The sequence below is a fragment of the Streptomyces sp. 8P21H-1 genome (assembly GCF_013302945.1).
Genome location: NZ_JABTYA010000213.1, coordinates 1 through 6,524, shown reverse-complemented (window position 1 = coordinate 6,524; position 6,524 = coordinate 1). Strand labels below are relative to the sequence as shown.

4 protein-coding genes are annotated in these 6,524 nt (G+C 72.9%); 2 read left to right on the top strand and 2 right to left on the bottom strand.

What is annotated here, in order from left to right:
- Positions 1-106 precede the first annotated feature (106 nt).
- Complete coding sequence (locus tag HO151_RS03630) at positions 107-1,819, bottom strand: peptide-N4-asparagine amidase (protein ID WP_173894664.1); 1,713 nt, start codon at positions 1,817-1,819, stop codon at positions 107-109.
- 50 nt (positions 1,820-1,869) lie between these two features.
- The gene (locus HO151_RS03625; protein ID WP_173894665.1) at positions 1,870-2,613 is read right to left on the bottom strand and encodes a hypothetical protein; all 744 of its coding nucleotides are present in this window, start codon (positions 2,611-2,613) and stop codon (positions 1,870-1,872) included.
- A 198-nt stretch (positions 2,614-2,811) separates the two neighbouring features.
- Here HO151_RS03625 and HO151_RS03620 point away from each other — a divergent pair, with 198 nt between their 5' ends.
- Complete coding sequence (locus HO151_RS03620) at positions 2,812-4,665, top strand: ABC transporter ATP-binding protein (protein WP_173894663.1); 1,854 nt, start codon at positions 2,812-2,814, stop codon at positions 4,663-4,665.
- The gene (locus HO151_RS03615; protein ID WP_173894662.1) at positions 4,662-6,452 is read left to right on the top strand and encodes an ABC transporter ATP-binding protein; all 1,791 of its coding nucleotides are present in this window, start codon (positions 4,662-4,664) and stop codon (positions 6,450-6,452) included. The genes HO151_RS03620 and HO151_RS03615 overlap by 4 nt, the downstream gene beginning before the upstream one ends.
- The last annotated feature ends 72 nt before the right edge of the window (positions 6,453-6,524 follow it).

Here is a 6,524-nt window from a genome sequence, read left to right as displayed (position 1 = left end):
CCGGTGGACGCCGGACCGGTCGCTCCCGCCCCCACGCCCGCCGTCGCCCCAGGGGCGGAACCACGCTCGGCGTGCTCTTCCGGGGCGCGGCGGGCGATCCCGGACTTCAGCCGCGGGGCGCGAAGGAGGGAGCGGCCCGGCAAGGGCTCCCGCTCCCGCGGACCGCAGGGCGATCGACGGCCGTGAGGACGCCCTGCACGGTCACCAGGCGCCGGTCGTAGCACCCGTCCGAGCCGTACAGCCGATAGCGCTCACTCGTCGTCGCGACGGCGTGCCGCTGGTCGCGCGGTACGTTCGCGGTGTAGGTCGCGTCGCCCGTGTAGCCGTCGTCGAGCCGGGACCACGCGGTGCGCCGGCCGCCGCGTGTCTCCACCGTGTCCGCCCGGTCCCCCAGGGACAGCACGGTCCGCAGCCGGTCGCCCGCGCCGAGCGTCGTGGTGCCGTCCATGGCGTACGTGCGGTCCGTGCGGGTCGTCACGGCGGGCCCGCGTCCGTCCACCGTGACCCTCTCGTCGTCGGTCCAGGTCCCCTCGAGCGCGTCCGTCTGTTCGCCCTCGGTCCAGCGGTGCACGGACGTGTGGGCCAGCTCGCGCCCGACCGTGGTCGTGACACGGCCGTGGGATGTGTCGACGTACCCGGACACGCTCAGCCGGTGCCCGGCCGCGGTGTCGAGGCGGTGTTCCCGACCGGGGGTGTGGGTGGCGGAGTTCGCGAGGGCACCGGCCTCGTGGGCGGTGAGCCTCCCGGTGACCTGCGCGCTCTTCGCGTCCTGCCAGACGAGGACGTTGACCGGGGTGCTCCAGCCGCTCTGCCCTTCGGGAACGCCCGCCACGGAGACGTCGATCCGATGCGGGCGGCCGTCGTTGAGCAGTCCGGCGAACGGCGTCAGGTCGTACTCGACGGGCTTGACGTCGAAGGCGCGCGGACCCGGGATCACGTACCAGAGGAAGGGGTTGGACCAGCCTCCGGTCCATACGGTCGGGAACGGCGCGGCGATGCCCGCGAGTTCGCCGTCGACCTTGATCTGGACCTCGCGGTAGGGGCCGCCGGACGCCTTGCAGGAGTAGGGAGCGGCGTCGGGCACCGTCAGGTACCAGTACTCCTCGCAGCCGCCGCCCGACCCCGTGGCGTACACCTCGGCGACGATGCGTTCACTGTTGCGGGGGGTGGTGAGGGTGCCGTTCCGGAGGGTGAGCACCCGGTCGGGGACGGCGGCCTTCACGGCCTCCGTCCGCTGCTCCGTGGTCCCGGCCCGCTGCTCCGTGGTCCCGGCCCGCCCTCCGGGGGCGTAGAAGGTCAGGGTCACCTTGACGTCGATGACGCCCGTGTAGGTGTCGTCGACGACGTTGCCGATCAGCATCTCGACGTCGTGACGCCCGCGGAACGTGTCGCTGTAGCGTGTGACGTCCTTCTCCACCGACCACTCGATGCCGTCGGGCGAGGGCTGCGGGGTGGAGGTACGGAAGATCTCGACGCCGCCGATGTGCAGGTGGCCGAGCCGGTCGTACTGCCGTCCCGCGACCTTGCCGTCGAGCCGCAGCACGACCTTGCTCCAGCGGTCGCCGCAGCCGCGCGGTGGTGCGTACGTGCCCCTGTAGGGCGTGAAGTCGCGGAACCGCGCCTCGGCGACCGTCACTTCGCAGGACCGCCCCGCGGGCCTGGTGACGGGCGGGGCGGCGGTGAGGGGGTCGTGCCAGTCGGTGCCGAACTCGGCGGGCGGGTCGGCGGGCCGGGCGGCCGACGCCTGGCCCGTTCCGAGGAGGGTGCTCGCCACGAGGGCCGCTTCGGTGAGCATGGACATGATAATCCGTCTTCTCATGGGCGGTGTTCTACGGGGAGTCGGCCCGTCCCGCAACGCGGCCCCGGCCCTCAGGCCTTGAGGTGCGCCTTGTCGCCCATCACCACGACCGGGTCACGGTCCGGGTCGAGGGTGCGGAGCAGGTACTCCATCCCCGACTTGGACAGGCTCACGCACGCCGACGTACCGCTGCCGTGGTCCATGTGCAGCCAGATGCTGCCGCCCTTGGACCGGCCCTCGGGACGGGTCGGATCGTTGGGCGAGGTGCCCTTGACGCGGTTGTAGTCGATGGCGATGACGTAGTCGAAGTCGTGCCAGTGGGACTTGGCCCAGTAGTGCGGGGCCTGGAAGCCTGCTGACTGCGTGTAGGGGAGTTCGGCGCCGGGGTCGGCCAGGACGCCGCCGGCGTCGCTGAGTGTGAAGACCCCCACGGGGCTGCGCTTGTCGCCCTCGCGGTGGTCGGTCGTCCAGCCCTTCTTGCCGTTGTGCCCCTTCCAGCTGCGGGTCCTGTCCCAGGTGGAGCCGGACTTGGTGTAGAGGACGATCGTGGAGTCCGCCGAGTCCTCGCCCTGTCCGTAGACCGCGACGACCTGACGGGAGCCGGCGGGGATCTGCTTCTGCAGCCTGTCCCCCACGCCGGGGATGCGCTTGAGGTCGACGGTGCGCGCCTGTTCGGGCCGTGCCCCGTCGCCGGCCCGCCCGTCGCTCTTCTTCCCGCCTCCGCCGTCCGGACCTCCGCAGGCCGCCAGGGGCATCACCAGGGCACCCAGGACCGCGGCCACGGCCGTCGTGCGCTTCGCACCGCGTATTCGCATGCCGTCCATCGTCGCACCGCGATCCACGCGGTTGCGTCCGCCCCTCGGCTTCCTTGCCGATTCCGGGCGTTGCGGGCCGAAACTTGACCCTTTGACGGAAAACCGTTTGCCTGCTGACACGCCGCGACGCGAACCTTGCACGGTTTGTTGCCCCCGCTCCGTACTCCGAGCTCCGTACCCCGAGCCCTTTGGAACGTCATGCAGATTCAAGACCTTCCGTACCCCGACCCGGGTGTGCCGGACACACGCTCGGGGCCCAGGTTCCTGCTGTGGCTCGGCCGGAATCAGCTCGGCGGGCAGGGGAAGGCCCTGCTCTGGGGGCTGTTGCACTTCGCGTCCGTGTCCACGCTGCCCTTCTGCGTCGGCTTCGCCGTCCAGGCCGTCGTGGAGCGCTCCGGTGCGCGACTGGGTCTGGCGGGCGGACTGATCGTCCTGTGCGGAGCCGCCATCGCGCTGGGCGACAGCATGCTGCACCGGGCGGCGGTCACCAACTGGATCACCGCCGCCGCGCGCGTCCAGCAGTTGCTGGCACGCAGGACCGCGCTGCTGGGCTCCGCGCTGACGCGACGGGTGGCCGCCGGCGAGGTCGTCGCGGTCTCCACCGGTGACGTGGAGAAGATCGGCTGGTTCGTGGAGGGCCTGTCGCGGTTCACCGCCGCCGCGGTGACGATCGTGCTCGTCTGCGCCGCCCTGGTCGTCTACCAGCCGGCGCTCGGTGTCGTCGTCGCCGTGGGCATGCCCGTCCTGGCGCTGTCGGTGCTGCCGCTGCTGCCCCGCGCCACCCGCCGCGCCGACTTCCAGCGGGAGAAGGCGGGGCACGCCACCGAGCTGGCCTCGGACACCGTCGCCGGCCTGCGCGTACTGCGCGGCATCGGCGGCGAGGAACTCTTCCTGGACCGCTACCGCCGCGCCTCGCAGGAGGTCCGCCACGCTGCCGTGCGCAGTGCCCGGATGTGGTCGCTGATCTCCGCTGTCCAGGTCCTGCTGCCCGGTCTGCTGCTGATCGCTGTCGTCTGGCACGGCGTGAACCTGGCCCGCCAGGGCCGGATCACCGTCGGCGAGATGGTCACCGTGTACAGCGCGGTCATGATCCTCACCTATCCGCTGCGGCTCTTCACCGAGATCGCCATGGCCTACTCCTTCTCCCAGCCCTCCGCCAGACGCGCGGCGCGGGTGCTGTCGCTGGAGAGGGCCACGGACGGCGAGGGGACACGCGAGGCCGTCGTACCGGCCGGGGACCTGTACGACCCCGCGACCGGGCTGCTCGCGCCCGAGGGGCGTCTCACCGCCGTGGTGTGCGGTGACCCGGACGCCGGGGGCGAACTGGCCGAACGGCTCGGCGGTCATCCGGCGGACTCCTCGGAACTGCCGTCGGTGCTGGTCGGAGGGGTACCGCTCGACGAGCTGCCCCTCGCGTCCGCCCGCAGCGCCGTCCTCGTCCAGGACAAGGACCCGGTCCTGCTCTCCGGAACGCTGCGCGAACTGCTCGACGTACCCGCCTCGGGAGACGTCAGTCCCGAGGCGGCCCTGTCCGCGGCGCAGTGCGGCGACGTCCTGGACGCGCTCGCGCAGGGAGCACTGGACGCGGACGACCCGATGGACGTCCGCATCACCGAACGCGGCCGGTCCCTGTCGGGCGGCCAGCGCCAGCGTCTGGCGCTGGCCCGTTCGCTGGTCACCGCTCCGGGCGTGCTGGTCCTGGACGAACCGACGTCCGCGGTCGACTCGCACACCGAGGCGCGAATCGCCGACGGGCTCCGGGCCCTGCGGCAGGGGCGCACGACGGTGGTCCTCACCTCGTCGCCGCTGCTCCTGGACCGCGCGGACCGGGTCGTGCTCGTCCACGGGGGCGAGGTAGCGGCGGTCGGTGTGCACCGCGACCTGCTGCACACCGACGCGCGGTACCGCGCGGTGGTGACCCGTGAGACCGACGACGAGGCCGCCGCGCACGAACTGGGCCGTCTGAAGGAACTCGAAGCGCTGGAAGAGCTGGAAGAGCTGGACGAACTGAACGAACTGGAAGAGCTGGAAGAGATCGAGGAGACAGCATGATCGGCGTGGCGCCACCGGCCTACGACCCGGCGGCCCCGACGACGGCGGAGACCCTGCCCGTCGGAGCCTCCTCGACCGTACGCGCCTACGTGGCCGAACTGTTCCGACGGCACCGCCGTGCCTTCCTGGTCCTCGTCGCCGTCAACACCGTCGCCGTCGTCTCCTCGATGGTCGGCCCCTACCTGCTGGGTTCCCTCGTCCGGCACGTCTCCGACGGCGCGGCGGCCGCGCGCGAGGTGCACATCGAGCGCACCGCCGCGCTGTTCGCCGTCGCCCTCGTCGTCCAGGCCTTCTTCGTACGCCAGGTGCAGCTGCGCGGGGCCGTGCTCGGCGAGCGGATGCTGGCCGACCTGCGCGAGGACTTCCTCGTACGGGCGGTGGGGCTGCCGCCCGGCGTCCTGGAACGGGCCGGCACCGGCGATCTGCTGTCCCGGATCACCACGGACATCGACCGGCTGGCCAACGCCATGCGCGAGGCCGTGCCGCAGCTGTCCATCGGTGTGGTGTGGGTGGCGCTGCTGCTGGGCGGACTCGTCGTGACCGCGCCGCCGCTCGCGCCCGCGGTGCTGGTCGCCGTCCCGCTCCTGGTGGTCGGCTGCCGCTGGTACTTCAGACGCGCGCCGTCCGCCTACCGCTCCGAGGCCGCCGGTTACGCCGCCGTCGCCGCCGTGCTCGCCGAGACCGTGGACGCCGGACGCACCGTCGAGGCCCACCGCCTGGGCGCGCGCCGCATCGACCTCTCGGACCGGCGGGTCAGGGAGTGGACCGCCTGGGAGCGGTACACCCTCTGGCTGCGCTCGGTGCTCTTCCCCGTCGTCAGCGCCACGCACGTCACGGTCCTCGGCTCGGTCCTGATGATCGGCGGGTACTTCGTCCTCCGGGGCTGGATCGACGTGGGCCAGCTGACGACCGGCGCACTGATCGCGCAGATGCTCGTCGACCCGGTGGGCCTGATCCTGCGCTGGTACGACGAGCTGCAGGTGGCACATGTGTCGCTGGCCCGGCTGGTGGGCGTCCGCGACATCGAGCCGGACGCGGGCGACGGGTCGCTGGCCCCCGACGGGCGGGACGTGCACGCGCGGGATGTGCACTTCGGCTACCGGGCCGGCGTCGACGTGCTGCGCGAGGTCTCCCTGGAGGTCCCGCCCGGCACCCGGCTGGCCCTGGTCGGCCCGTCCGGTGCCGGCAAGTCCACGCTGGGCCGGCTGCTCGCCGGCATCTACGCGCCGCGCTCCGGCACGGTCGCACTGGGCGGCGCCGAACTGTCCCGGATGTCCGCGGAACGGGTCCGTTCCCACGTGGCGCTGGTCAACCAGGAGCACCACGTGTTCGTGGGCGCCCTGCGCGACAACCTGCTCCTCGCCCGCACGGACGCCGACGACGCCGAGTTGTGGGCCGCCCTGGGGGCGGTCGGCGCCGACGGCTGGGCGCGGGCGCTGGACGACGGTCTCGACACCGAGGTCGGCTCGGGCGGGGTCGCGCTCACGCCCGCCCAGGCCCAGCAGATCGCGCTCGCCCGCCTGGTGCTCGCCGACCCGCACACGCTGGTCCTGGACGAGGCCACCTCGCTCCTCGACCCGCGGGCGGCCCGGCACCTGGAGCGTTCCCTGGCCCGCGTCCTGGAGGGCCGCACCGTGGTGGCCATCGCCCACCGGCTGCACACCGCCCACGACGCGGACGTCATCGCCGTCGTCGAGAACGGCCGCATCACCGAGCTCGGCAGCCACGACGACCTGGTCGCCGAGGACGGCGCGTACGCGGCGCTGTGGAGGTCCTGGCACGGGTGAGAACACGGCGGCGCGTCGGTGCCGGGCGGACCGCCGCCCGGTGGGCCGCCCGACCACCGGGCCGGCCACCGG